18 protein-coding genes, 4 tRNA genes and 4 pseudogenes are annotated in these 25013 nt (G+C 56.2%); 10 read left to right on the forward strand and 16 right to left on the reverse strand.

What is annotated here, in order from left to right; genetic code table 11:
• Positions 1-3 precede the first annotated feature (3 nt).
• From AFK65_RS12545 to AFK65_RS12555, 3 genes are read right to left on the reverse strand one after another with little or no spacing between them, the layout of a single operon-like run.
• A complete protein-coding gene (locus tag AFK65_RS12545; RefSeq protein WP_038856821.1) occupies positions 4-501 on the reverse strand; it encodes a very short patch repair endonuclease in 498 nt (165 codons plus the stop codon).
• Positions 485-1918 (reverse strand): DNA cytosine methyltransferase, encoded by a 1434-nt coding sequence (locus tag AFK65_RS12550; protein WP_038856817.1) that lies wholly within the window; start codon positions 1916-1918, stop codon positions 485-487. Before AFK65_RS12550 ends, AFK65_RS12545 begins: the two co-directional genes overlap by 17 nt.
• A gap of 60 nt (positions 1919-1978) precedes the next feature.
• Complete coding sequence (locus AFK65_RS12555; RefSeq protein WP_007699299.1) at positions 1979-2677, reverse strand: phosphohydrolase; 699 nt, start codon at positions 2675-2677, stop codon at positions 1979-1981.
• Positions 2678-3345: 668 nt separating this feature from the next.
• On the opposite strand from AFK65_RS12555, the gene ompC reads away from it, so the two are divergent.
• Positions 3346-4470: a porin OmpC gene (gene ompC, locus AFK65_RS12560; RefSeq protein WP_038856815.1), complete on the forward strand. Its 1125-nt coding sequence runs from the start codon at positions 3346-3348 to the stop codon at positions 4468-4470.
• Positions 4471-4624: 154 nt separating this feature from the next.
• Positions 4625-4864, forward strand: a complete 240-nt coding sequence (locus AFK65_RS12565; protein ID WP_007699307.1) for a DinI family protein — start codon at positions 4625-4627, stop codon at positions 4862-4864.
• Between the two features lie 89 nt (positions 4865-4953).
• Here the strand turns inward: AFK65_RS12565 and AFK65_RS12570 are convergent.
• Positions 4954-5370, reverse strand: a pseudogene (locus AFK65_RS12570) (SDR family NAD(P)-dependent oxidoreductase); the annotation flags it as partial.
• 36 nt (positions 5371-5406) lie between these two features.
• On the opposite strand from AFK65_RS12570, the gene AFK65_RS12575 reads away from it, so the two are divergent.
• The gene (locus AFK65_RS12575; protein ID WP_007699312.1) at positions 5407-5904 is read left to right on the forward strand and encodes a substrate binding domain-containing protein; all 498 of its coding nucleotides are present in this window, start codon (positions 5407-5409) and stop codon (positions 5902-5904) included.
• Between the two features lie 8 nt (positions 5905-5912).
• Here AFK65_RS12575 and AFK65_RS12580 read toward each other — a convergent pair whose 3' ends face one another.
• The 3 genes from AFK65_RS12580 to AFK65_RS12590 all read right to left on the reverse strand — a co-directional run bounded on the left by AFK65_RS12580 (position 5913) and on the right by AFK65_RS12590 (position 8800).
• Complete coding sequence (locus AFK65_RS12580; protein ID WP_226993425.1) at positions 5913-7490, reverse strand: sensor domain-containing diguanylate cyclase; 1578 nt, start codon at positions 7488-7490, stop codon at positions 5913-5915.
• 248 nt (positions 7491-7738) lie between these two features.
• On the reverse strand, positions 7739-8458 hold the full coding sequence (locus tag AFK65_RS12585; RefSeq protein ID WP_007699319.1) for a YnfC family lipoprotein: 720 nt from the start codon (positions 8456-8458) through the stop codon (positions 7739-7741).
• A 252-nt stretch (positions 8459-8710) separates the two neighbouring features.
• Positions 8711-8800: transfer RNA gene (locus AFK65_RS12590), tRNA-Ser, on the reverse strand.
• A gap of 93 nt (positions 8801-8893) precedes the next feature.
• On the opposite strand from AFK65_RS12590, the gene mtfA reads away from it, so the two are divergent.
• The 3 genes from mtfA (at position 8894) to shiA (ending at position 11455) form a co-directional block, all read left to right on the forward strand.
• Complete coding sequence (gene mtfA, locus AFK65_RS12595) at positions 8894-9691, forward strand: DgsA anti-repressor MtfA (RefSeq protein ID WP_007699322.1); 798 nt, start codon at positions 8894-8896, stop codon at positions 9689-9691.
• A gap of 101 nt (positions 9692-9792) precedes the next feature.
• Positions 9793-9868, forward strand: a tRNA-Asn gene (locus tag AFK65_RS12600).
• A 267-nt stretch (positions 9869-10135) separates the two neighbouring features.
• Positions 10136-11455 (forward strand): shikimate transporter, encoded by a 1320-nt coding sequence (shiA, locus tag AFK65_RS12605; RefSeq protein ID WP_038856813.1) that lies wholly within the window; start codon positions 10136-10138, stop codon positions 11453-11455.
• 42 nt (positions 11456-11497) lie between these two features.
• Here shiA and cbl read toward each other — a convergent pair whose 3' ends face one another.
• Positions 11498-12451, reverse strand: a complete 954-nt coding sequence (cbl, locus tag AFK65_RS12610) for an HTH-type transcriptional regulator Cbl (protein ID WP_007699331.1) — start codon at positions 12449-12451, stop codon at positions 11498-11500.
• A gap of 101 nt (positions 12452-12552) precedes the next feature.
• Positions 12553-13470: a nitrogen assimilation transcriptional regulator NAC gene (nac, locus tag AFK65_RS12615; RefSeq protein ID WP_007699335.1), complete on the reverse strand. Its 918-nt coding sequence runs from the start codon at positions 13468-13470 to the stop codon at positions 12553-12555.
• Positions 13471-13787: 317 nt separating this feature from the next.
• On the opposite strand from nac, the gene AFK65_RS12620 reads away from it, so the two are divergent.
• Positions 13788-13863 (forward strand) — tRNA-Asn (locus AFK65_RS12620).
• Positions 13864-13913: 50 nt separating this feature from the next.
• On the opposite strand, the gene AFK65_RS12625 is transcribed toward AFK65_RS12620, so the two are convergent.
• Both AFK65_RS12625 and AFK65_RS12630 read right to left on the reverse strand, forming a co-directional pair.
• Positions 13914-14939: an LLM class flavin-dependent oxidoreductase gene (locus tag AFK65_RS12625; RefSeq protein WP_007776389.1), complete on the reverse strand. Its 1026-nt coding sequence runs from the start codon at positions 14937-14939 to the stop codon at positions 13914-13916.
• Between the two features lie 211 nt (positions 14940-15150).
• Positions 15151-16362 carry a diguanylate phosphodiesterase gene (locus AFK65_RS12630; RefSeq protein WP_007699340.1) on the reverse strand — a complete coding sequence of 404 codons (1212 nt, stop codon included), beginning with the start codon at positions 16360-16362 and terminating at the stop codon, positions 15151-15153.
• 347 nt (positions 16363-16709) lie between these two features.
• On the opposite strand from AFK65_RS12630, the gene AFK65_RS12635 reads away from it, so the two are divergent.
• Both AFK65_RS12635 and AFK65_RS12640 read left to right on the forward strand, forming a co-directional pair.
• Positions 16710-18164: an AMP nucleosidase gene (locus tag AFK65_RS12635; protein WP_007699343.1), complete on the forward strand. Its 1455-nt coding sequence runs from the start codon at positions 16710-16712 to the stop codon at positions 18162-18164.
• Positions 18165-18296: 132 nt separating this feature from the next.
• Positions 18297-18372, forward strand: a tRNA-Asn gene (locus tag AFK65_RS12640).
• Positions 18373-18487: 115 nt separating this feature from the next.
• Here the strand turns inward: AFK65_RS12640 and AFK65_RS22375 are convergent.
• The 4 genes and pseudogenes from AFK65_RS22375 to AFK65_RS12660 form a co-directional block, all read right to left on the reverse strand.
• A pseudogene (locus AFK65_RS22375) lies at positions 18488-19501 on the reverse strand (DUF3396 domain-containing protein); the annotation flags it as partial.
• Between the two features lie 97 nt (positions 19502-19598).
• A complete protein-coding gene (locus AFK65_RS12650) occupies positions 19599-20819 on the reverse strand; it encodes a DUF3396 domain-containing protein (protein ID WP_038856811.1) in 1221 nt (406 codons plus the stop codon).
• Between the two features lie 11 nt (positions 20820-20830).
• Entirely contained in the window at positions 20831-22132 is a 1302-nt protein-coding gene (locus AFK65_RS12655; protein ID WP_038856809.1) for a VRR-NUC domain-containing protein, read from the reverse strand.
• A pseudogene (locus AFK65_RS12660) lies at positions 22132-22356 on the reverse strand (type VI secretion system tip protein VgrG); the annotation flags it as partial. The pseudogene AFK65_RS12660 and the gene AFK65_RS12655, both read right to left, overlap by 1 nt.
• On the opposite strand from AFK65_RS12660, the pseudogene AFK65_RS21125 reads away from it, so the two are divergent.
• Positions 22357-23037: pseudogene (locus AFK65_RS21125) on the forward strand (DUF2345 domain-containing protein); the annotation flags it as partial.
• Here AFK65_RS21125 and AFK65_RS12665 read toward each other — a convergent pair.
• On the reverse strand, positions 23020-24654 hold the full coding sequence (locus tag AFK65_RS12665; RefSeq protein WP_007699355.1) for a type VI secretion system Vgr family protein: 1635 nt from the start codon (positions 24652-24654) through the stop codon (positions 23020-23022). The pseudogene AFK65_RS21125 and the gene AFK65_RS12665 sit on opposite strands and share 18 nt — an antisense overlap.
• Positions 24655-25013 lie beyond the last annotated feature (359 nt).

The raw sequence follows: 25013 nt of genomic DNA on the forward strand, positions 1-25013 counted from the left end.
ATCTTAACCGGCGGGCGGCGCTCGCCGCTCGCCGTCAAGGGCGTGAATGCCCTGGAGGTCTATTTCGGCATGCGCCCCGCCGCTACAAATCCACTCCTCCAGCCGTTCGGCGAGCGCCTCGTCAGAGAGCTTTTCGCGACCGCGCAACGCGCACTCCCAGACTAACAGCACCCGCCAGCCTTCGCTTAGCAGCGTCCCTGCATCGCGCTTATCGCGCGCCACGTTCTTGCCAATTTTATCGAGCCAGAAATCGGTGCGGGTGGCAGGCACTTTAAAAAGATAGCAGTGGTGATGATGCCAGAAACAGCCGTGGGTGAAGATGACGCAGCGGTAGTCGTCGAGCACGAAATCGGGGCGCCCGGCGAGTGCCGCGTCCTGCACGCGAAAGGTAAACCCAAGCTCCGTGAGCAGCGCGCCGAGCCGCTTTTCAATGGCGGTATCGCGCGTGGCGATGGCGCGCATATTTTTACTGCGAATGGCCTTGCTATGAACGTCCGCCATTGGTCTTCTCCACACGCAGCCGCACCGCCTGCGCGATGCGCGGGGCAAGCAGTCGCGCGACGGCGGCAAAAGCAGGCACCACCACCGAATTGCCGAACTGGCGATAGGCCTGGGTATCGGAAACCGGAATACGAAACGCGTGGCCCTGCGGCGCTTCGAAGCCCATCAGGCGCGCGCATTCACGCGGCGTCAGGCGTCGCGGGCGGCGCTGCTGGTTGGTCGTATCGTCAAAATCCTGCTCGCCCAGCGCTTTATCCCAGCCGCGGTCGATTAAGATTTCCGCGCCGTCTTTGTAATAGCGCGCCGAAAGGGTGCGCGCCACGCTGGCGGGGTTTTGCGGGTCCACCAGGCCGTAGCCGAAGCCATTGCCCTTCGCCTGATGCTTCTGGGCGTAGCGGTAGAGATATTTCCACAGCGTCGGCGTCAGCACGTAGCGCGCGTCGACGGTCGGGTCGAGCAGCTCGCCAAACGCCGGGCGTCGCGCCGGGTAGAACGCAGGCAGCGCGCGCAGCGTGAAGCCGTCGTGCAGGTTCAGATCGCGGCGAAAGCCTACCAGCACAATGCGCTCGCGGTGTTGCGGTAAAAAGTGTTTGCCGTCGATGATTTTCGGATCGTCCGGGCCCATTTCAGCGGCGTCCGCCACTTCATAGCCCAGCTCATCCAGCGTCTGCATGATGATGCGAAAGGTGTTGCCTTTATCGTGGCTTTTAAGGTTTTTGACGTTTTCCAGCACGAAAATCGCCGGCTGGCGCGCGGCGATAATACGTACCACGTCGAAAAACAGCGTGCCCTGGGTTTCGCAGGCAAAACCGTGCGCGCGGCCCAGCGCGTTTTTCTTCGACACGCCCGCCAGCGAAAACGGCTGGCACGGAAAGCCCGCCAGCAGAACATCATGCTGCGGAACAGACGCGCGAATATGTTCGGCGGCGGCCTCGTCGCTGACTTCCGGCCTGTGGCTTAGCGTAACGTCGCGGATATCTTCATTGAACTGGTGCAGTTGCGGATCGCAATACCAGTTGGCTTTATAGGTGCGTACCGCGTGTTTGTTCCACTCGCTGGTAAACACGCACTGGCCGCCGGCGGCTTCAAAACCGCTGCGGATACCGCCGATACCGGCGAAGAGATCGATAAAACGAAAGGCGTAATTCGGGTGGTGGCGCGGCGGCGTGGGGAGCAGCGCAAGAAGACGGCGATACTCTTCGGCGCCAAGGCGCGCGCCGCCTGCGATGAGCTGCTGGCGCTTAAGCCTGGCGCGGCTCCAGCGCCTCTCGCCCGCGTCATTTAAGATAGCCACCAGGGTTTTGGTGTCGTAAATCTCCAGCACTTTTTGCAGCAGCGCGTGCGCGCTCAGCGCAGGGGCGGCGTTGAGATCCGCGCCTGCCAGTACATCCTCAGTAACAGAGTGATTTTCGAGCATTACCTTCGCCATACAAAACCGATATAGGACAGAGTAACACACTTTCACGCGGGGCTGCGGTTAAGGCGTGACCTGAATAAAACGGCGCAGCACCTCTTCATCAAGCTGGCAGAAATCGCCTTTCAGCTCGGCGCAGAGCTTGGCCATATAATGCACGAGAAAATCGGCGTTATGGCGCGCCAGCGCCCTGCCCGCCTCGGTTTGCATGGTGGAAGGCAGCGTCAGCAGCTTTTTCTGGAAGTGATCGAGCGCCCAGGCGGTGTCGTCAAGCTCACGCTCTGACGCGAGCGGATCGTCACTGTCGAACAGCGCCCTCCCCAGCGCGCCGGAGACATAAAAGACGCGCGCAAGACCGATGGCGCCCAGCGACTCCAGCCGATCGGCGTCCTGCACGATTTTCGCCTCCAGCGTCGTGGGGGCAATCCCGGCGCTGAAGCTGTGCGCCCGCACCGCATGGGCCACGTCGTCATACGCGTCGCGAGGGAAATCGGGAAAGTGAGTGTCCAGAATGCGCAGCGTCTCCTGGGCGGCAAGCGTCGAAGCCAGATGGCGCTGCGGATGGTTTTTCGGAAGATTGACGATATCGTGGAAATAACAGGCGGTCAGCACCACCAGGCGGTTGGCTTCACTGCCGGCCATGATTTGCTGCGCCGTTTTCCAGACGCGGCGAAAATGGGCGACATCATGCGCTTTATCATCCTGATTCCAGCTTTGATGCAGCCAGGCTTCAAAACGCTGCTGCCAGTGGGTTAGCGACATAAAGGCTCCTTTGCGCGGGTCAACCCGGTTTATTTCTGTAATGCAGATCACAAAATTAGCACGCTTCCGGCGCTTTTGCGCGAGTCGGTTTTTTCGCGCGGCGCAGCGCTGCCGGGCCTTTCAGAGAGGTTTGCCGCCTGCGGCGTCGTTTATATATTCATTTAACAAATATTTCGCAGTGAAATATGGGCCATTATTCCTGCTATTAAATGCGCTCCACCAGTGGAGAATCCCTCATCTCAACGTCGAAAACAGACTTTTTCCGGCATTTTTTAACGGATTAAATACCGCTATATTTTCCGAAAATTGGTTACCCTGATAATAATTCACAGGGGAATTATAAGTTGGCGACAGACGAATTAAGAGAGTGTTTCACGGCGGCAGTTTGTCGTGCGCAAACGCCGCCCCTGCGGGCGATGCACTATTTTCCGGGGCAATTATGTTGCCATTCATCTTTTTTCCTCCCGGCTTGAATCATAGATATTCATAATAATTAAAAATATAAAATAGAGTATGTAAATAATTAAAATAAAAGACCGCCGCAAATAAGAAAATAATTTATGTTGCGATTTTTCAATCTGCTAATATGCCTGCCGCGGACAACACTCCGCCACGTCATTCATTGACACCATTCATTGATTCTATTTATGACGATAAGGAAATTAATAATGAAAAGAAAAGTACTGGCTCTTGTTGTACCGGCAATGTTATTTGCAGGCGCTACTCACGCAGCGGAAATTTATAATAAAGACGGCAATAAACTTGATCTGTTTGGTAAAGTTGACGCGCGCCATACGTTTTCCGATAACCCGGGCGACGACGGCGACGGCACCTATATGGAGTTTGGCTTTAAAGGCGAAACCCAGATCAGCACGGAACTGACCGGCTATGGCATGTGGAACTACAAAATCATGGCCAACAGCCCGGAGGACAGCAACACCTCTTATAACAAACTCGCTTTCGCCGGCCTGAAATATGGCGATTACGGCTCTTTCGATTATGGGCGTAACTACGGCGTGATTTATGACGTCGAAGCCTGGACCGATATGCTGCCGGTGTTCGGCGGCGACTCCTACACCTACAGCGACAACTATATGGTGGGTCGCGGCAACGGCATGGCGACGTACCGCAACACCGATTTCTTCGGCATGGTGGACGGGCTTAACTTCGCGCTGCAATACCAGGGCAATAACGAAGACGACGGCAACGGCAACGAAGGCACCGCGGGCGGCCACGGCATCCAGACCCAGAACGGCGACGGCTTCGGTCTGTCCACCACCTACGATTTCGGCATGGGCTTTAGCGCATCCGCCGCGTACTCCACCGCTGACCGTACGACCAAACAGGTTAATGCGGGCCGTGGCGACGCTATCGTCGCAGGCGGCGATCGCGCCGACGCCTGGGCGACCGGTCTGAAATATGACGCTAACGATATCTATCTCGCCGCCACCTATGCTGAAACCCGCAACATGACGCCGTATGGCGATGGCGACGGTATCGCCAACAAAACGCAGAACATTGAAATCGTGGCGCAGTATCAGTTCGATTTCGGTCTGCGCCCGTCGCTGGCGTACCTGCAGTCCCGCGGCAAAGATCTCTGGTATGCCGGGAAGTACCAGGACAACGATCTGGTTAAATACGCGGATGTCGGCGCCAGCTGGTATCTCAACAAAAATTTCCTGACCTATGTTGATTATAAAATCAACCTGCTGGATGAAGACGACGACTTCTACAAAGACAACGGCATCGCGACCGATGACATCGTCGGTATCGGCATGGTGTATCAGTTCTGACGCGTAACGCGCCTCCCTTTTCAGGCCCGCCGCGCGCGGGCCTTTTTATTTTTCACACTTCTTCGCGCGCGCCGTCACTCTCCCCTTTACCGGATGGCGGACGGGCGCTATAGTGTGCCAGGACTGTATATATATCCATACTGTGGAGTTTTCCATGTTTGTTGAACTGGTTTATGACAAACGCAATGTCGCAGGCTTGCCCGGCGCGCGTGAGATTATCCTGGCCGAGCTGACCCGCCGCGTACACCGCATCTTCCCGGATGCTGACGTGCGTGTTAAGCCGATGCAGGCAAACGGTCTGAATTCCGACGCCACTAAAAACGATCGCGAAAAGCTGAACCGGATGCTGGAAGAGATGTTCGACGAAGCCGATATGTGGCTGGTCAACGAATAAGCGACGCTAAAAAACCCGCCGGTGCGGGTTTTTTAGTCTCTGCGGGCCCTGCGGCGCAACGCCCGGCCTGCGCCTTTTCAGGCGCCTGATTACAGAATCGAGCGGTAGGTGCCGCCTTCCACGCGTACCGCCGCGCCGTTGGACGCCGCGCCCAGCGGGCTTGCCAACAACGCCACCATCGCGGCTATCTCATCCGCTTCAATCATGCGCGCCATCAGCGAGCTCGGACGATACGTTGCGAAGAAATTCGCCTCAATCTGCGCGTCGGTCATTCCCGGCCGCGGCGCGGTCTGCCGCAGATATTCCATAATGCCTTCCGAGCGGGTGGCTGAGGGCAGCACGCTGTTCACCGTCACGCCGGTGCCTTTGGTTAACTCCGCCATCCCGCGCGAGACGGCAAGCTGCGCCGATTTACTCATCCCGTAGTGCACCATATCCGGCGGCGTGAACGCGCCCACTTCGCTTGAGATAAAAATGACGCGGCCCTGGTTCTTCGCCAGCATCCGGGCATTACCGTTGAGCTCAATATCACCAACCGTAACGTGGATCTGACAGCCGAAGGGTACGATCTGGCGATCCGTCTGGGCACGCTCCCGGACAGCCGCCTGGTGGCGCGTAAGCTTGAAGAGGCGCCGCTGTGCCTGGTCGCCGCGCCATCCTACCTGCGTCAGCACGGCGAGCCGCACGCGTTAGCCGCGCTTGAAAATCATCGCTGCCTGCCGTTTATCATGCCGAGCAGCGGGCGCATCGCCCGGTGGAGTCTGTGCGAGGAGGGAAAACCGGTGGAGTGGACGCCGAAGGGGCAGATTCAGGTCTCGGACGACATTCTGGGCGTTATCTCGCTGGCCGTCAGCGGCGCGGGTATCTGTCAGACCTACGATTTTATCGCACGCCCGTTTATGGAAAACGGCCTGCTGACGGAGATCCTCCGCCAGACGCGCGGACGCACGCGCCCTTTTTCGCTCCTCTACGCCCCGCATAAAAGCCTGTCATCCGCCTGTGAAGCGTTCATCCGCTTTATGCAGCAGGCGACGGGCTAACAGACGGATTACGGCAGTCGCACCGCGCGGTTACGGCCGGTGCTCTTGGCCTGATACAGCGCCTCGTCCGCCCCTTTGATAAGCTCGGTCAGACATGCCATCCTACCGTCTGACGTCATGCTGTAACAGCCGGCGCTGATGGTCACCACGCCTTCAGGGAGTTCGGTATCCGGGTGCGGCAGCGCCTGCTCCCTGACCATTCGCACCACCTTTTCCGCCACATGAAGCGCGTCATCGGAGGGAGTCTCAGAGAGAATAATCGCGAACTCTTCGCCCCCGTAGCGCGCCACCAGATCGCCGTGGTTAAAAGAGGCCTGTTGCAGCACGCCGCCGATGCGGCGCAGACAGGCGTCACCGGCCACATGCCCGCGGTTGTCGTTGTAGCGTTTGAAAAAGTCGACATCGATAAGAATGAGCGAAACAGGCTGTCCGGTCACGGCCGAGTCCGCCAGCGCCTGCTCAAGGAAGGCGTCAAAACGACGCCGGTTGGCAAGCCCCGTCAGGCCATCAATCATCGCCATCGAATGCAGCGTCTGGTTGATTTTGACCAGTTCATCACGCAGCGTCGCCAGCTCATTGCGGTCGCGGATATTGACCCTTACCTGCCTGAACAGCACGATGCCCATCAGGATAATGGCGGTCAGCAGCGCGCCGTTGATTAACAAGTCCGGAATACTGTTTTTAAGCCAGGTCGCGCGCAGATTGTCTTTGTCATACCCCGCCACCACGACAATCGGGTAACGCGTCGAGCGCGCGAAACCGTAAATCCTGACGACCTGATCGAGCGCCGACAGCCAGGTGGCGCTCCCCTGGCGCGAGCGCAACAATACCTGCGTAAAGAGCGGGCTGGCGGAGAGATCTTTGTTCAGCACGCTTTCGTCAAACGGGCGAATATACAGCGGTTTGCCATCGACCAGCAGCAGCGCCAGGATGTCGTTATTCGTCAGTTCAAAGTAGCTGTAAAACTGGCGAAAATAGTCCATTTTCACCGTGGCCATCACGACGCCCGCGAAGCCGCCAGTGATGTCATTGAGGCGTAGCGAAACCGGGATCACCAGCTGGCCGCTGATTTTACTGCGCACGACATGCCCGATATGTATGCCCATCCAGCCATGATCTTTGTGGTAGAGAAAGTCATCGCTCTCCGCGATGTTTTCCTCATCGGACACCTGCGCGAACGAACTGTTGCGCCGCGCGCCGCGCGCATCGTAAATAAACAGCCCGTCAAGCTGCGGCAGGCGCTGTTCCAGCTCGGCAAGCGACGCGTTAAGCTCCTGATCGGGAAGATAGCCATAGGCGAGATTGCGACGGATCTCCTGTAGGGTCAGCTCCGTCTGCAGAAAAGTATCGTCCGCCTGGCGCACCTGGGAGAGCGAGAGGTTAATCGCCTTGCTCTCCGCCTCTTCAACGGTGCGCTCCCAGGAGAGATACTGCGTTACCGCATTGGCCGCGATGCTCCCCGCCAGCAGAATAAACAGAAAGAAGGCCAGGCTGCGGCCCAGCGGCGTATCCAGCGCCAGCATACGGATAAACTGTTTTTTCTCAGGCACGACGGCCACCTCCTGCGTATCCTGCCCGCGTTGCATTACTTTTACTGAAGTTTATCGGAAATCCTGTCAGGCCCGTTTTTAGCCCGCTTTGACGGCTCCCCGACGACAATCCTGAGAATTCCGCGAGTTAACATCAGCATGCATCAGATAAGAATAGACCCGATCGCGCCGCTGACAGCATTTTTCTGAAGACGAGGGCAGGAACCGTTAAGCAGGCTGTTGTTTAACGGGCGCGCATTTTTACGCAAAAAAACCGCCCGGCGGCGGATGAACGCAAGCGTGAATTAATACCAGCTTACTGCTGTTTTACTGGAATAATGATTCTCTTCCAGAATATTACCATCGCGAAATTTTTTCGTGGTGGCGGTGCATTCCTGCGGGATTTTCCGATCGCCATAGAGACAGGTACTTTCGCCATAAACGGTATATACCTCACCAAATACCGTTTTCATTTTAAAATCGAGCGGCTTATTGTTGAGATCGGAATACGTCACGTCTGAATAGGTGGCGACCTTACCATTCAGGTAATACTGACTTCCGGCAAAGCTGTCGTCGGCAATATAGCGGTAGGCAGAGAGTTTTTCTCCGTTAGCCATTGTCTGTTCAATCAGGCCCGCGTTATTAAGCTTAAACGTTTTAACGCCGTATTTGTCCGTCATGCTGACCAGATTGCACTGGTTATCGAAGACATAGCTCACCGGGCTGTTATCAAACGTTCCTGTCAGATTATTTCCCTGTCGTTTCAACACGATATTGCCATAAGCCCTGTCGCCGCTGCGCTCGAATTGCTCAATACAACCCTGCGGGGACAGCGTTAGCGTAACGTTGAAATTTTCCGTTTCACTGCGCACAGTGGTTGTCAGCGTTTTAACGTGTCCTCGAACCGGGTTAAAATCGTACATCACGGAGAAATTATATAATGAGGGAATATATTTTTCGGCGGCCAGCGCATGACATGCCAGGAGACTTGTCATCAGCGCCAGTACTTTTTTGATAAGTGCCATCTTAATTACCTTCCCTGTCCTGAAAAGCCAAAAATAACAGAATAGCCTTATCAGGTCGACCTTATGGACAGCCCGTCCCGTTGAACGGCAAATACTCAGTAAGCACGCCAGGGCACACGGCATTATGCAAAGAAAGGTAAAAAGGACGCAGGCGAGACGCGAACATGGGCACAATGCATGGCGCGATTAATCTCAATCTTTTCTCAACGGGATTTTTATCACTGAAAAACGAGGCGGTAAGTGCTTGAATAGTGGCGGAGAGAGGGGGATTTGAACCCCCGGTAGAGTTGCCCCTACTCCGGTTTTCGAGACCGGTCCGTTCAGCCGCTCCGGCATCTCTCCGTACTTGAGGTTGCCATGATGCCAGGATCTTTGGCATTTTAACAGTCCCTGCCTCTTCGATTTTGTTCAAGTGACGAGTTTGCGAGCAATAAGATGATTAAGTGGCCCTGGAAAGCAAATGAAACCGCCGAGCTGACGCCCCTTCCCTGGGAAGCGGCGCTCGCTATTCCGTTACTGGCGGGCCTGAGCGACGAACAGCAGCAAAAGCTGGTGCGCCTGGGCGAGCGTTTTTTACAGCAAAAACGGCTGGTCCCGTTACAGGGCTTTGAGCTGGATGAACTAAAAAGCGCCCGTATCGCCCTGCTCTTCTGCCTGCCGGTGCTGGAGCTCGGTTTCGAGTGGCTCGACGGCTTTCATGAAGTGCTGATTTACCCCGCGCCGTTCGTGGTGGATGACGAATGGGAAGACGATATCGGGCTGGTGCATAACCAGCGCGTGGTGCAGTCCGGCCAGAGCTGGCAGCAGGGGCCGATTATCCTCAACTGGCTCGATATTCAGGATTCGTTCGACGCCTCCGGCTTTAATCTCATCATTCATGAAGTGGCCCATAAGCTCGATATGCGTAACGGCGATCGCGCAAGCGGCATCCCGCTTATCGCGCTGCGCGAAGTGGCAGGCTGGGAGCACGACCTGCACGCGGCGATGGAAAATATTCAGGATGAGATAGATCTGGTGGGCGAAAGCGCCGCCAGCATTGACGCCTACGCCGCCACCGATCCGGCGGAGTGCTTCGCTGTGCTCTCCGAATATTTTTTCAGCGCGCCGGAGCTTTTCGCGCCGCGCTTCCCGTTGCTGTGGCAGCGCTTTTGTCACTTTTACGGTCAGGATCCTCTGCTGCGCCTGCGCCAGCGTGAGACATCCGCCCTTTCCGACGGCGGTCGGGTACATTAAAAGCGAAAACTGGCGCAGAATTAAGCGATTGAATACATAGCGTAATTTTTTGCGTTGACACCGATACGGGGCATGATTATCATGCGCCCCGTTCACACGATTCCTCTGTAGTTCAGTCGGTAGAACGGCGGACTGTTAATCCGTATGTCACTGGTTCGAGTCCAGTCAGAGGAGCCACATTTAAAAAAGCCCGCTTTTTAGCGGGCTTTTTGCTTTTCTGCCTGAGCGTCTTATCGCCATTCTCACCGCATAATCCTCTGTTCATACCGCCTCCCTGAGTTAAATGGTCCTTTAACGTTCGTCACGGCGCAAAACGGTTTTCACCCGGCGGCTGGCGCTGTAGTCTCAGTAACGGCTTTTTTTGGCTGCGTACGATGTGAGTAACCTTCAATCTGCTTTGATAACAATAACAATACAGAATGTTGACGAATGGACAGGACAACGATGGATTCCACAATCACAACTCCCCGCCCTGATGAGGCGCTCCCTGCCTGCAACCGCGCGCGCCGCGCTGCCTGGGGCAGCTTTGCCGGCGCGGTCGTAGACTGGTTTGATTTCTTACTCTATGGCATTACCGCGGCGCTGGTGTTTAACACCGAGTTTTTCCCGCAGATCTCACCGGCCATGGGCACGCTTGCCGCCTTCGCCACCTTCGGCGTCGGTTTTTTATTCCGCCCGCTCGGCGGGATTGTCTTCGGGCACTTTGGCGATCGCCTGGGCCGCAAGCGGATGCTGATGATGACCGTCTGGATGATGGGCATCGCCACCGCCTGCATCGGTATTTTGCCGTCGTTCGCCACCATTGGCTGGTGGGCGCCGGTATTGCTGGTGACGCTGCGCGCCATTCAGGGGTTCGCCGTGGGCGGCGAATGGGGCGGCGCGGCGCTGCTTGCGGTAGAGAGTGCGCCCGCCGGGAAAAAAGCGTTTTACAGTAGCGGCGTTCAGGTGGGGTATGGCGTAGGCCTGCTGCTCGCCACCGGGCTGGTGTCGATCATCAGCTACCTGACCACCGACGAGCAGTTCCTGAGCTGGGGCTGGCGTCTGCCGTTTTTGTTCAGCATTGTGCTGGTGCTGGGCGCGCTGTGGGTGCGCAACGGCATGGCAGAGTCCGCGGAATTCGAGCGCGCGCAGGCAGCAAAGCCCGCGCAGGCGAAAAAGCGGCCGCCGGTCTTTGAGGCGCTGATACGCCACCCCGGCGCGTTTCTGAAAATCATCGCCCTGCGCCTGTGCGAACTGCTGACGATGTATATCGTCACCGCGTTTGCGCTTAGCTACTCCACGCAGAATCTGGGCCTGCCGCGCGAGCTGTTTCTTAATATTGGCCTGCTGGTGGGGGGCGTGAGCTGCCTGACCATTCCGCTGTTCGCCTGGATGGCCGATCGTTACGGACGGCGCCGCATTTATATCACCGGCGCGCTGCTCGGCGCGCTGAGCGCCTTTCCCTTCTTTATGGCGCTGGAAGCCCGTTCGATTGTCGGGGTGGTGATTTTCTCGCTGATGCTCGCGAACATCGCGCACGATATGGTGGTCTGCGTGCAGCAGCCGATGTTTACTGAGATGTTCGGCGCGGGTTACCGCTACAGCGGCGCGGGCGTGGGGTATCAGGTGGCGAGCGTAGTGGGCGGCGGCTTTACGCCGTTTATCGCCGCCGCCCTGCTGACCTTCTCCGGCGGCGCATGGCATACGGTGGCGATTTACCTGATGGCGGGCTGTCTGCTGTCGGCGCTGACCGCGCTCTTTATTAAAACGCCGCAGCAGCATTAAACATTTACCCCCGCCAGCCCCGCGCTGGCGGGGCGCCAGTCGCTAAATCTGATAATCGATCACCACTTCACCGGCAGGCTCCAGCGCCTGCTGTTTGATCTCCTCAACCGACAACCCGGCATTGCACAGCTCGATAAAGCGCCAGACATAGTTGCGCTGAAGCTGCCCGCGTTTCAGGCCCAGCCAGACGGTGTTCGCGTCGAACAGATGCTTTGTGTCGAGCCTCGTGAGCAGACTCTCTTCATGGGGTTCGCTCGCCTGCTCCGCCACCAGCCCGATGCCGAGCCCCAGCTCGACATACGTTTTGATAACGTCGGAGTCCTGCGCGCTCAGGACGATATCCGGCGTCAGCCCTTTGCGGCTGAAGGCTTCGTCAATACGCGAACGGCCCGTAATGCCCTGCCGGTAAGTAATGAGCGGCCAGCGGCTGATCTCTTCAAGCGTCAGCGGGCTGGCCTGCGTGAGCGGGTGATCCTTCGGCACCAGCAGGCTGTGATGCCAGCGAAACCACGGATAAGCGACCAGCGCCGGATCGGCGCTTAAGCGTTCGCTGGCGATACCAATATCCGCCGTGCCGCTTTGCAACAGCGATTCTATCTCCTGCGGCGTGCCCTGAATCAGCTCAAGGCGCACCTCGGGGAAGAGTGAACGAAAGGTTTTGATCACCGACGGCAGGCTGTAGCGGGCCTGGGTGTGCGTCGTGGCGATAGTCAGCACGCCGCTGGCGTCGTTGGTAAAAAGATCGGCTAATCGGCGGACATTACTGGCCTCGTTAAGAATGCGCTCGGCAATCACCAGCAGCGCTTTGCCAGGCTCCGTCATGCCCAGCAGCCGTTTGCCGCGGCGAATGAAAATCTCAATCCCGAGTTCTTCTTCGAGTTCGCGAATATGGCGGCTGACGCCGGACTGCGAGGTATAAAGCATATTGGCCACTTCGGTGAGATTAAAATCCCGCCTCGCAGCCTCACGAATAATTTTTAGTTGCTGGAAATTCACGGCGCCCCCGGGAGCGATTCAACATGACGCTATTGTTAAAGTCCCCCGGCGGGCATCACAAATAATAAAAAGCTGTCTGTTATTCCTTTGGGGAATATCTGTCAGCCTACCAGCATCAGCTCGCGGTTTTCCAGCGCCGGACGCGCGACCAGCGAGAGCAGAATATCTTTCACGGCCTGCGCCTGCGGCGTTAACGGCGCGCGGGAGGAGACATTGAGCGAGAGCGGCAGCGTCATCGACGGGCTGGTAATACGCGCGAGCCAGCCGTTGGTAGAGCCCGCAAGCGATCGCGCGGCGGATTCCGGCAGCACCGTTACGCCCATGCCGCTGGCAATCGCGGCGCTCAGCGTGGATACCGATTCGATTTCCCCGATGATTTTCGCGGTCAGACGGCGCAGCGAGAAAGCCTCATCGACGCGCTTGCGTACGGCGCTATAGTCGCGCGGCAGGAAGAGATTCATCTGCGCGACGCTCGCCAGATCCACGCTCTGCCCAGGGCAATCACGCGTACCAACGAGGAACAGATCTTCTTTAATCAGCGGCTGGCTGGTGAGCCCGGCCACCGGCGCGCGATCATACAGCACCGCCATGTCGAGCTGGCCGCTCAGCAGTTTGTCGTTGAGCGTCGCACCGCTGTCTTCATGCAGATACACCAGCACATCAGGGAGTTCGGCGCGCACGGCCTGCAGCAGCGGCATGGTCACCGAGGAGGCGGCCGTACCAGGCGCGAGGCCGATAGAGACCTGGCCCTGCAGCGTCTGGCCGACATTGTTGACGGCGAGCTGCGCCTGTTCGCACTGGCGCAAAATGGTGCGGGCATGCGCATAAAGGATTTTCCCGGCTTCCGTTGGCGTGACGCCCCGTTTGGTGCGGATCAACAACTGCTGATCCATCTCACCTTCGAGCGTCGCGACCTGCTGGCTTAACGCGGGCTGCGCAATATGCAGCACTTCCGCCGCCTGCGTCAGGCTACCGATATCGACGATTTTCACGAAGTATTTCAGTCGTCTTAAGTTCATTTTGCCTCCTGTACGGAATGCCAGAGCCAATGCCGGCAATGATGTCGTAACAGGTTTTGCAAGATGCTTGCCAGTTTTTAAAAAGATGGCATGGCTTATATAAGCGCTTAAATTATAAGAGAAAGCGATAACTTATCGCTTCTGGCGGTTGAAACACTGTTTTGCTTATGCCCCATTAGAGGTACTTTCGCACCAGAATGGTGCACACGCAGACGGCGCGTGCAATTTGACGGTTTTCTCAGCAAACGAATTTTCTGGTGCGTTCAGGGCTTTACAACGCCAGGCGACCCCGGTACTATGCGCCCCGTTCACACGATTCCTCTGTAGTTCAGTCGGTAGAACGGCGGACTGTTAATCCGTATGTCACTGGTTCGAGTCCAGTCAGAGGAGCCAGATTTAAAAAAGCCCGCTTTTTAGCGGGCTTTTTGCTTTTCTGCGGTGCGTTAATCGCGCCATCCCATTGCCGGGGCGATGTGCCGCAGCACTGACTCAATCACATGCACGTTGTACTCCACGCCCAGCTGATTCGGCACCGTCAGCAGCAGGGTATCCGCTTCGGCAATCGCTTCGTCCTGCTTGAGCTGCTCAATGAGCTTCTCCGGTTCAGCCGCATAGCTGCGCCCGAAAATGGCGCGCGTTTTCTCATCCAGAAAACCGACCTTATCGCTGTCGTCACGGCTGTTGCCAAACCAGGCGCGATCCCGGCTGTCCATGAGCGGAAAAATGCTGCGGCTCACCGACACACGGGGCGTGCGCGTATGCCCGGCCTCTGCCCAGGCGGCGCGGTAGGCGCGGATCTGCTGCGCCTGCTGAATGTGGAACGGCTCGCCGGTTTCATCATCCTTCAGGGTCGAGCTTTGCAGGTTCATACCTAGCTTCGCCGCCCAGACCGCGGTGGCATTGGAGCCTGCGCCCCACCAGATGCGCTCGCGCAGTCCTTCAGACCAGGGTTCGAGTCTCAGAAGGCCTGGCGGATTAGCGAACATCGGCTGCGGATTGGGTTTGGCGAAGCCTTCCCCGCGCAGCACTTCCAGCAGCGTCTCGGTATGACGGCGCGCCATATCGGATTCGTTTTCACCGGCGGCAGGCTCATAGCCAAAATAGCGCCAGCCATCGATCACCTGTTCCGGCGATCCGCGGCTGATACCCAGTTGCAGACGCCCGCCGGCGATAAGATCCGCAGCGCCGGCGCTTTCCGCCATATAGAGCGGGTTCTCATAGCGCATATCGATAACGCCGGTGCCTATCTCAATGTTGCGTGTTCTGGCCCCGATGGCGGCCAGCAGCGGAAATGGCGAAGCGAGCTGACGGGCGAAGTGGTGCACGCGGAAATACGCACCATCCGCACCCAGCTCTTCGGCCGCGACGGCCAGATCGATGGATTGCAGCAGCGCATCCGCGGCGGTTCGCGTGGCGGACTGCGGCGATGGCGTCCAGTGACCAAATGATAAAAAGCCTATTTTTTTCATGCTCATCCCGTTTCAGGGCGGGCGTCGCTGCGTTAACCGCGCCATGCCCGCCGCGTTGTCTGGTTCAGATACCCTACTCTGTGCCGATAACGGGAAAGAATAAATGCCCTTTGTTTAACATAATGGTTCAAATTTATTGACGAATAGGCGTCGGCGCGGGGCGTCTGGCGGGTATCGCCCTGGTCCGCGCCGGCGGACGATAAAAGTCTTCTTAACCGGCAACCGGCCAGCTTACCGGCGGCGCGCAATTCACCAGCGGCCTGGCGAACAGATAGCCCTGGAAGTATTTGATGCCCGCCGCTTCCAGCCAGCACCACTCCTCCACTTTCTCCACGCCTTCGGCCACCACCGTTATCTCAAGCTCGGCGCAGCACCGCACGATGCCGTGCACGATAGCCTGTTTCGGGCCATGAAGATGAATATCAGCGACAATGCAGCGGTCGATTTTGATGCGGCCTGGCTGAAAGCGAGTCAGTAATGACAGCCCGGCAAACCCGGCGCCAAAGTCGTCTATTGCAAGGTGGATACCTGCGGCACGCAGCTGACGAATGACGTGCTCAAACTCATCAAAGCGCGAGATAAACTCGCTCTCGGTGACCTCGACAATCACCTGCTGCGGCATCAGTCCCTGGCGCGCGATCTGCGCCAGCAGGATCTTCACCGCGTCCGGCGTCTGCACCAGCGATCCAGGCAGCAGGTTAACCGAGATCATCTGGCTGCCGATATTCACCGCTTTCGCCAGCGCAAAGGCGTTTTCTTTGGAATGGAGATCGAGGTCATACAGCGCTTTGCTGGACATCGACGCAAACAACGCGGCGGGCGAGCCGCCTTCAGGCGAGCGGATCAGCGCCTCATACGCTTTAATTTTGCAGGTCTGCGGCTCCACAATCGGCTGCAGGGCAAACTGGCAGGCGATATTCGCTACGGCAGGTACTAAGGCGGGCGGCGGTGGTGGCGACGCAGCATCGACCCGCCAGGCCTGCGGATTAAACTGGCGGGAGATCTGCTGGCTATTCTGGCGACGCAAAAAGGAACGAATAAATTGATATACCCGCCCTTCGCGGGCAAGATTGAACGGCACCACGCTGGATTTCACCACTGCCTTAAGCACCGCATGCGCTTTGACGCTGCGCAGATCGAACAGCGCCATGCCGACATTCTCAAAATGCCGACGCGGGGCGTAGTCGCGCATCAGTTCAACAACGAAATCGTGCCGCGCGTCCTGGCTGATGCGTTCAAACAGTGTCTCAACCGAACGCAGCGGTCCTTCCAGCACCTGTAAAAACTGATGACCATCAAACACCAGAATGCCGCTGACCTGCATTTGCGCATTACGCGTTTGCGCCTGCTTCACAATCGCCTGCAGGCTCGCCAGGTCCATTTCACCTCTCAACCGGCTGCGGTAAATCAGGGTAGATAGCATCGTTTTCCTGCATGTTCATGTCATATAAAGAAGTAGTATACCCCGTCGCCTTTCATCGCAAGTCGCGAAAATGACCACAAAAAATTGTTCACCAGGAGCAATAGCGCCTTTAATGAGTAAAAACAGATGCATAGCCGGTGAAAATATTCATTCATGTAATGAATGCCTTAAGGATGATCGGATGCGGGAGAATCAGCATGCAGAAAGGGCGTATTCAGCATAATGTAATCAAATGAACAATTTACAGATTAATGCCATTGCGCCATTCCTTTAAGTTTCATAAACCTGTGACATATTATGAGACATAGCCCATCGCCCCACTGTGCCATGTGGGATCAGGAGACCAGATGAATACGACGGCAACACCTCTGACGCCCGATGAGGCGCTCGACACACTGGAAGCGTTGTATGATGACGCGGTCAACGCGCTGCGCGATGCGATTGCAGCTTATATTAACGAAGGACGCCTGCCGGATGAGGCGCAGCGCGCGCAGGGATTATTTGTGTATCCGCAGTTGCGGGTATGCTGGGACGGCGACGGAAGCAAAGCGCAGAAGACGCGGGCTTACGGGCGTTTCACCCATCCGGGTTGTTACACCACGACCATCACGCGCCCCGGACTGTTTCGCAGTTACCTGCGCGAACAGTTGATCCTGCTGTATGAAGATTACGGCGCGACGATTGAAGTGGGCCCGTCGCAGCATGAGATCCCCTACCCGTATGTGATTGACGGCTCGGCGCTGACGCTGGACCGCTCGATGAGCGCCGGTCTGACCCGCCATTTCCCGACCACCGAGCTGGCGCAGATTGGCGATGAGACCGCCGACGGGATTTTCCACCCGACCGAATTCTACCCGCTGTCGCACTTTGACGCCCGCCGCGTCGATTTCTCGCTGGCGCGCCTGCGCCACTACACCGGCACGCCGGTCGAGCATTTCCAGCCCTTCGTGCTCTTTACCAACTACACGCGCTACGTCGATGAGTTTGTGCGCTGGGGATGCAGCCAGATCCTCGATCCGGACAGCCCGTATGTGGCGCTTTCCTGCGCGGGCGGCACCTGGATCACGGCGGATACCGAAGCGCCGGAGGCGGCGATTTCCGATCTCGCCTGGAAAAAACACCAGATGCCCGCCTGGCATTTAATTACCGCCGATGGCCAGGGCATTACGCTGGTGAATATCGGCGTGGGGCCGTCGAACGCCAAAACCATTTGCGACCATCTGGCGGTGCTGCGCCCGGATGTCTGGCTGATGATAGGCCACTGCGGCGGCCTGCGCGAAAGCCAGTCGATTGGCGACTATGTGCTGGCGCACGCCTATCTGCGTGACGATCACGTACTGGACGCGGTGCTGCCACCGGATATTCCTGTGCCGAGCATCGCCGAAGTGCAGCGCGCGCTCTATGACGCCACCAAGCTTGTGAGCAATATGCCGGGCGAGGAAGTGAAACAGCGGCTGCGCACCGGCACCGTGGTAACGACGGACGACCGCAACTGGGAGCTGCGCTACTCCGCCTCGGCGCTGCGCTTTAATCTGAGCCGCGCGGTGGCTATCGATATGGAAAGCGCGACTATCGCCGCACAGGGTTATCGCTTCCGCGTACCGTACGGCACGCTGCTGTGCGTCTCCGATAAACCGCTGCATGGCGAAATCAAGCTGCCGGGCCAGGCGAACCGCTTCTATGAGGGCGCGATTTCCGAACACCTGCAGATCGGCATTCGCGCTATCGATTTGCTGCGCGCCGAAGGCGAACGCCTGCACTCGCGCAAACTGCGTACCTTTAACGAGCCGCCATTCCGCTGATATCAGCGCAACCCCGGCGTGGCGCTGGCTGCGCCGGGGTTTGCGGAATTATTCAGCAAACGGTTCAGCATTTTACATTCAGGCTTTGACAACCCGGAACGCTGCCGTTACTATGCGCCCCGTTATCGCAATTCCTCTGTAGTTCAGTCGGTAGAACGGCGGACTGTTAATCCGTATGTCACTGGTTCGAGTCCAGTCAGAGGAGCCAGATTTTAATCCTGTGATGTGTTAGTCAATCCCGGGATGTTATAAAACAAATTAACCCGGCGCTTCTGCTAAAGATCGCCGGGTTTTTTGTATCGTAAATTTACCTACTCGCCTCACGGCTCGCGGGATGTCTCTGCTTCGGCTTTATCCAGCAGGGCGCTGGCTTCGTCAAAGCGGGCAAACCAGGCCATGGACGACGCTTTTTCAAACTGTAAGTTTTCATAGCCTGAAAAAAAGTGCAGGCCATTATGCCCGTCATACCGCACCGGGCGAATAATCTGGTTTACCTTAATCAGGAGTGGCGATAATCCTTCCGTTTTCATGTCACCCAACGGCGGAGGAAGCTCTCCGGCCTTAAGGATCACACCGTTGCTGTAGGGCAACAGCGTAATTTCCGGCGTTTTAATCAGGCGATGCGTTAGCTGTTCTGTAGCGCCCAGCTTTTCCAGCCACGGGGTACCAAGAATGGTGTACCAGCAGGCGCCTTTCAGCCCTTCAACGGCTTCGCCGCCTTCAAGCGTTCCGAGAGAATCCACCATTACGCCGGAAAAACGCTGCGCCATGGCGTACTCATAGGGGAACATTCTTTCACGCGAATAAGGAAGAATAAAGGACAACCCGGCATAGCCGCTTTCCACGGCAAAGGTGTTACACAGCCACAGGAGCCAGCCTTCATATTGTGCTTTACCGTCAGGCTCTTTCAGCAGTGAGAGCGGAAACGTTAATTTTATGACTGAACGATCATTATCGTTATGAAATACTCGCTCACCTACAATGAGAATATTGTAATCGGGCGCTAAATAAGACTCACTGGCGCTACTTAATGTCCAGTCGAAAATTTCTTCAGGTGTAGAGTCAAGTATTGCTTGTTTTTGCCTTACGTAGTTTTTCTCAGTAATTGCGGTCCACCTTTTACCCGGTAATGTTTTTTTCAGATATGGCTAAAATTCCGTATAAAAACGATCGACACACTCCACCATCCTGCGGCGCACGTCCGGCGTATGCCCGTCCTTAAAAAATACCGTAATAATCAGACCAACATTAACTGCCGGGCTGCCGTCTTTATATTTCACTGACGCTTCCGGCAGCCACTTCTCAGGGTAGTTCAGCTCAAAATCCCGTAATACCATACCTGCTCCTTTTAACCGGCACCCAGCGCCGCTGCGCCCCGGGTGCCGTGGCGGCAAAAAACGTCCTCTGTATTTGGCCAAGGGCGCTATCCACTAATCAGTCATCTTCAGGTAAAGCATAAACACTCCCTTTGTCGTCCCGCTTCAGCAATGTCCAGCAGGCCCGGTGTGGCTTACCGTATTTATCCTTATAAAGCGGCATCTTCTGTCCTTCTCGCGTCTGGATATACTCCGTCCTGCCGTTAACAATCGCCGCCCATTGCCCTGCATAAGGAGCTATATCGTCAGTCCAGCACTGAATACACACGGGCTCGCGGGATGTCTCTGCTTCGGCTTTATCCAGCAGGGCGCTGGCTTCGTCAAAGCGCCGGTACCAGGCCATGGTAGAGTCTTTGTCGAACTGAAGCCCTTCATACTCGGAATAGAAATGAAGGGAGCGCGATTCATTAAACCGCACTGGCTTAATAAGCTGATTAACCTTAACCAGTAATGACGGCAACCCTTCCGTTTTCATATCACCCAACGGTGGAGGAAGCTCTCCGGCCTTAAGGATCACACCGTTGCTGTAGGGCAGCAGCGTAATTTCCGGCGTTTTGATCAGGCGATGCGTTAACTGTTCTGCACCGCCCAGCTTTTCCAGCCACGGGGTACCAAGAATGGTGTACCAGCAGGCGCCTTTTAAACTATTCACTGCAACTCTGCCTTCAAGCGTACCAATAGAATCCACCATCACACCAGAAAAACGCTGCGCCAGGGCGTACTCATACGGGAACATCCGTTCGAATGCGTAAGGAAGAACAAAGGACAGCCCCGCATAGCCGCTTTCCACGGCAAAGGTGTTACACAGCCACAGCAGCCAGCCTTCATATCGCGCTTTACCGTCAGGCTCTTTCAGCAGCGAGAGCGGAAATGTCAGTTTAATAACGGAGCGATCAGTATCTTTATGGAAGATACGTTTGCCCATAATAAGAATGTCGTAATCGGGTGCTAAAAAGTCTTTCTCTGCGCTGCCCATATACCAGGAAAAGATCTCTTCAGGTGTTGAATCGATAATCTCCTGCCGCTTTCTGGCGTAATTTTTCTCCGTAATTCCAACCCAGTTTTGGGTGAGATGCTTTTTCAGATATGGCTTAAATTCCGTATAAAAGCGATCGACACACTCCACCATCCTGCGGCGCACTTCCGGCGTATGCCCGTCCTTAAAAAATACCGTGATAATCAGACCAAGATTAACTGCCGGGCTGCCGTCTTTATATTTCACTGACGCTTCCGGCAGCCACTTCTCAAGGTAGTTCAGCTCAAAATCCCGTAATACCATACCTGCTCCTTTTAACTGGCACCCAGCGCCGCTGCGCCTGCACCACCACCGAGAATTGTTACAAGGGTTTCCCAGGCGGTTATCGCCAGACGAATAATCAGTAGAAATGCGCTAATAATGGCCTCCGGGATACCCAGCGTCACTACCAGCGCGCCGACGCCAACAGCCACCAGGATAACGCCCACCGTTTTCGCTACATTCGTTAAAATCTGTACCCAGTCCACCTCCTTTAGCATGTCCAGCGTCATATCCGTGGCGTATTGGATTTCCGCCCATGCAGCTTTAATCCGGGTGTTGCTCCAGGATTTCACCGCCTTACCGGTTTTACTGGCCCATATCCAGACTTCACTTCCCTGCCGGTAGATCCACTCCCCGCTGTCGTTAAGCCAGCCTGCCGTCGAGTTCAGGAGCTGTTGCGTCTCTTTTGATAGTGAGTTCCAGCCTTCAGCGACGCCACGAACCGCGCCCTCGCTAAGACTGGCCACAGCTTTACCGGCGTATGTCCACGGCTCAATTCGTGCGGCTAGTGGCGTGGAAGGCGGGCGAGGCATAAATATCGGCGGGTAGAGAAACAGCGGCCAGTATTTTGCCCCGCTGGTTTGCCAGGCTTTCATGGTCACATTCACGACCTGATCCACCCACTGCTGCTCTTGCGGGCGGCAGTCGTGGACCTCCAGAATGGTCATACGTGTAGCATCGTCACCAACAATCTGCATATATTCGTCATATTGCTCTCGGTACAGAGTATCCCCCGGAAACTTGACCTCTACCAGACGGGCCAGATTGTCGCCATGTATACCCGGAGGATCATCGTGATCCGGCCCCGCCAGCCCAGGCCAGCGATCCTGTTTGTCTTTCACGATAATAACGTCAGGACGGCGATAAATTCCTTTACCAGGTACCGGAAAGGGATTGGTGGTGTGGCGTCTGCGAGCGCCGTCGTCTTGCTTCAATGTATGGCTAAGAAACGGACGTGGCGGCGTGGTGCGCATATCAAACGGCACTTCTGCTTTGTAATACCAGTAGTAATTACGGGCGATTTCATCCGCGCGGATAAGTCCGCTCATCATGAGCTGTTTAAGGCTCATCTGGTACGTTTTTCCTTCACGACAAATTTTTGCGGCCAGTTGAGGAAAACGCATGGCGTATTCCACCTTAAGATGCAGATACTGGCGGTTTTCATTAGTGGGCAGACGCGACTGTTTTTCGACCATCTCGACCCCTGTCGTCGTGCAGTCCCACGGCTGATTTTTCTCGCCGGTGGGGATTTCGGGCGCGGCTGTCGGTGTGTCCGGTAAAGCGGGCATGTCCATTATGAGGGGTTCTCCCTGAGTTCGGTTTCCAGTTGATATATATTCGTTTCGCCTACAAACCACATTGACTCTTCCGGCGATATTTTTTTGTGCAGAATATGCAGTTCCACATTTTCCGGTTGGCAGGTATAGACCGGTACGGAGCGACCTTCAGTATCGCTGTATCCAGCAATCGTCTGGCCAGAGGGCGTGGTGAGGCGGTAAGGCGTGTTGATGAGAATATTGTCACCGCCGACGGCCAGACGAAAGCCGCAGGCGAGGTGCTGGAGAGGGAAGCGGCGCAGAGAGAAATAGAAATTTGCCTTAACCAGATCCAACAGTTAGCTGACGCCGCAGCGCAGGCACAGGCGCTGGAAGCAGATATTGCCAGCCAGATTGCGATGTTTAATGCGCGGTTAAAGCCGTTAAATCAGATGGTGCATTTCCACGGTCCGCAGGGAACGGCGTTTACCAGCGGCGAACATCTACAGATGACGGCCAGCCAGAATGTGGTAATGAATGCCGGAGGCTCTCTGAGTATGGGCGCGATGGGCAACATGACCCTGAACGCCGGTGAAAAAATCGGCCTGTTTGCCCGAACGGGCAAACTGAATGTTATTTCAGGCGAAGGCCCGGTGCAGTTTCAGGCACAGAACGGCGCGATGTCTCTGAGCGCGCAGCAAAAAATCAGTCTGGTTTCGACAGGCGATATGCTGTTTGCCGGCAAGAAGAAGGTGACGCTGATTGGCGGCGGCAGCTACCTGAAAATAGAGCAAGGGAAAATAGAGTACGGAACGACGGCCACCTATTTGCGCAAGGTGGAGCGGACAATGGTGGGCGCGCCGAAGAATATGCCATTAAAAGTACACCGCGTGGGAACAGCCTATATTTATTCCGCGATTTACCAGCTACAGGACAAGCACGGCAAACAGCCCTTTCGCCACGCGGATAACGCCATATTCATCCGTTCTGAGTTCAAAACCCGCGCCACGCTGTTGACTCTGTTCATCCGTGATGTGGCCCTGATTCAGAGAAGATGCACCGAATGGAGTGGAGAGCGCGACATGCTCCTGCCCGCGCAGATCCTCCAGCCGCAGTTCATTGCGCGCCGCGGTGCGCAGGATGTTCTGGCTGCGGTTGTCGCGCGTGACGATATCGGCATGTTCAGCGTCGTGAAACGCATGGGCGATATAAGGGCGGTCGATATTGCCGTCGTCATACGCAATGCTGACTTCGGTGCCGTCCAGAAGCGGCGTGTGCCAGCCGAACGTTTCACCGGCATACGGCTTTGCCTGACGAACCCACAGGTAGTGATAACCTGGCTCGGCATCTTCACGGCTGAAATCCAGCTTCACCCGGTAGCGGCCGGTATTGTCCAGCCAGGCGTACGTGTCATACGGCTCACGGCTCTCAATACGGGCGGGCAGCGTACCGTGAATTTCCGGGCGGACAAGCTCCAACGGGCGATAATTCACCCGCTCGGAATAAGGAATGCCCCACAGCGAGACATGCAGGCGCGTATCGCGTGCGGCGCGGTACGTTGCGAGCGTAATCAACATGCCCTCTTTCAGCGCGGTCACCGGGCTTTGTGGCGTTTCCAGCACCTGCCCTGGCGTGAGATGCGAGGCGTTGCTGAAAAGATGCAGGCGCGTGGCATTGTTCAGTTCGCGCTCATGGTGGATGCGCGCATAAAACGCGCCGCTTTCCGTTTCCGGCTCTGACGTCGCGTCGTCGCCCGCCTCAAGAAAGGGCGCGCCGTACCGGCAGTGCTCGCCGGTGGTAATAGCCTCGCTCCTTACCGTCACGGCAGAGTCCATTGGCGTATCAGCGGTGCGATAGTTGTAATCCCGGGTGCGTACCATGCCGGTGGCCGTTTTCTGCCAGCACCGCACATCCCAGACGGCGTCTTGCGCGCCGTCATACAAGCCGGATGGCTCCCGGTATGGCACGCTGACGCCGAACACGCAGTTAAGCTGGCTGTCGCCAACGATAAGGGTTTCCAGTTGCGTCACCGCGTTCATTGCTGTGCGAAACCAGATCCCCACTTCAGAGAGAATGCGCTGAATAAATTCCAGATCGGTTTCCCGCCACTGGGTGATGAGTTCCCGCTGCGGATACGACCGCTCCAGCCGAAAATCAAAATCCGGCCCTTCCAGGCCGTGCGCGCGCAGTATCTGCTCCAGCAATTCAGGCACTGAGAGATTCTGGTAGACCGCGCAGCGGCGGGTCAGGCTCAGTAACGCCAGCCGCGAAGCGAGTGTCACCGCGTAGTGCGTCTGGTCTGCTGACGTTCCCAGCCATTCAAAACGGGTAATGACGCCATATATCTCGCGGCCAGAAAGCAGACTCAGACTGGCGTATTTCAACAGAACGTCATCAGGCGCCAGGTCGCTCTGCGGTGCGGTGAATTCAATGCGCCACTGGTATGGCTCGCTAAGGGCTTCGCGCCCGTAAAAACTAAGTACGTCGGGTCGTACACGGCTGTGTGCAATTTCAAGCGTATAACGTGAAGGCTCACTAAACCCTTTACCGGAAATATCCATCCTTCATTCCTTTGAAAAAGATTGCCGCTTCCGGCAATCGGTTGATCATTTTTTAATAACGCGAAAAACAGGATAAGTCGCAAAAAAATCGGGTCAATCGGGGAAAAGGTAATAAATCATTTTTAGCCAGAGTTATTTCCATGCGAAGCTTGCCATAGCGATAACGCCAGTAAAGCCATGCGTTTATTTTTATTTTCTTGCCTGCCAGAATTTAAACTGAATTATATTTACCACGCAAATCAATCAACTTATTAAATAAATAATAAAAATGAATAGATTTATAAACGAATGTTTTTCAGGGAGTAAGAAATACCGTTTCGCTGATAAGTAGTCTTCAGATGACGCATAACGGGTATAAA

It is taken from the genome of Cronobacter universalis NCTC 9529 (assembly GCF_001277175.1).
GTDB lineage: Bacteria > Pseudomonadota > Gammaproteobacteria > Enterobacterales > Enterobacteriaceae > Cronobacter > Cronobacter universalis.

What these genes read in the sequence shown, in the direction of transcription:
- AFK65_RS12630 (WP_007699340.1), bottom strand. Translation starts at nt 16,362, where the DNA reads ATGCTATCTACCCTGATTTACCGCAGCCGGTTGAGAGGTGAAATGGAC.
- AFK65_RS12555 (WP_007699299.1), bottom strand. Translation starts at nt 2,677, where the DNA reads ATGTCGCTAACCCACTGGCAGCAGCGTTTTGAAGCCTGGCTGCATCAA.
- AFK65_RS12650 (WP_038856811.1), bottom strand. Translation starts at nt 20,819, where the DNA reads ATGGTATTACGGGATTTTGAGCTGAACTACCTTGAGAAGTGGCTGCCG.
- AFK65_RS12545 (WP_038856821.1), bottom strand. Translation starts at nt 501, where the DNA reads ATGGCGGACGTTCATAGCAAGGCCATTCGCAGTAAAAATATGCGCGCC.
- shiA (WP_038856813.1), top strand. Translation starts at nt 10,136, where the DNA reads ATGGATTCCACAATCACAACTCCCCGCCCTGATGAGGCGCTCCCTGCC.
- AFK65_RS12635 (WP_007699343.1), top strand. Translation starts at nt 16,710, where the DNA reads ATGAATACGACGGCAACACCTCTGACGCCCGATGAGGCGCTCGACACA.
- ompC (WP_038856815.1), top strand. Translation starts at nt 3,346, where the DNA reads ATGAAAAGAAAAGTACTGGCTCTTGTTGTACCGGCAATGTTATTTGCA.
- AFK65_RS12580 (WP_226993425.1), bottom strand. Translation starts at nt 7,490, where the DNA reads ATGCAACGCGGGCAGGATACGCAGGAGGTGGCCGTCGTGCCTGAGAAA.
- nac (WP_007699335.1), bottom strand. Translation starts at nt 13,470, where the DNA reads ATGAACTTAAGACGACTGAAATACTTCGTGAAAATCGTCGATATCGGT.
- AFK65_RS12565 (WP_007699307.1), top strand. Translation starts at nt 4,625, where the DNA reads ATGTTTGTTGAACTGGTTTATGACAAACGCAATGTCGCAGGCTTGCCC.
- AFK65_RS12625 (WP_007776389.1), bottom strand. Translation starts at nt 14,939, where the DNA reads ATGAAAAAAATAGGCTTTTTATCATTTGGTCACTGGACGCCATCGCCG.
- mtfA (WP_007699322.1), top strand. Translation starts at nt 8,894, where the DNA reads ATGATTAAGTGGCCCTGGAAAGCAAATGAAACCGCCGAGCTGACGCCC.
- AFK65_RS12550 (WP_038856817.1), bottom strand. Translation starts at nt 1,918, where the DNA reads ATGCTCGAAAATCACTCTGTTACTGAGGATGTACTGGCAGGCGCGGAT.
- AFK65_RS12655 (WP_038856809.1), bottom strand. Translation starts at nt 22,132, where the DNA reads ATGGACATGCCCGCTTTACCGGACACACCGACAGCCGCGCCCGAAATC.
- AFK65_RS12585 (WP_007699319.1), bottom strand. Translation starts at nt 8,458, where the DNA reads ATGGCACTTATCAAAAAAGTACTGGCGCTGATGACAAGTCTCCTGGCA.
- AFK65_RS12665 (WP_007699355.1), bottom strand. Translation starts at nt 24,654, where the DNA reads ATGGATATTTCCGGTAAAGGGTTTAGTGAGCCTTCACGTTATACGCTT.